Annotated in this window: 1 protein-coding gene; it reads right to left on the bottom strand. The window is 38.3% G+C overall.

Going from position 1 to position 426, the window contains the following annotated elements; translation table 11 throughout:
* Positions 1 to 164: 164 nt before the first annotated feature.
* On the bottom strand, positions 165 to 426 hold a 262-nt coding region (locus KJR01_RS09860; RefSeq protein WP_250325188.1), incomplete at its 5' end, for a phosphate acyltransferase.

Genomic DNA, 426 nt, shown 5'->3' with positions numbered 1-426 from the left:
ATGTTGAAATACAAATAACAGAGAACAAAGAGGTGAGGTAGAGTATGATGAGAACAAGGAGTACAGGTGTAATATAGAGGGTGAGTGAAAAGTAAAAAATAAAAAGGTAATAACTAAGAAAGTTCGGAAAAGTGTTTGAAAAGTGAAACAATATCAACCTATATCTACACACTGCATAACGTCGGCAGCGTCATATGAGTATAAGAGACAGCCTTATAAGTAGCAGCACTAACACTTGCAATTTCGGCTAGATTTGCAGGAGTTGTATTGGGATTTACTGCGCAATCAGCAAAATACCAAACCTTATCACGTAAGCACAGAAAAAATCCACCACTTACACGCTTAACACCGGGTTTAGTTTTAACTATTTGAAGAGCTAGGCGAATTGGATCAGCAGGTGAACATGCAGCCCCACTAACCATAACA

The sequence above is a fragment of the Campylobacter sp. 2018MI10 genome (assembly GCF_018501175.1).
Taxonomy (GTDB): domain Bacteria; phylum Campylobacterota; class Campylobacteria; order Campylobacterales; family Campylobacteraceae; genus Campylobacter_E.
The sequence above is the reverse complement of the archived record's forward strand: the minus strand, read 5'-3'. Positions and strand labels throughout refer to the sequence as shown.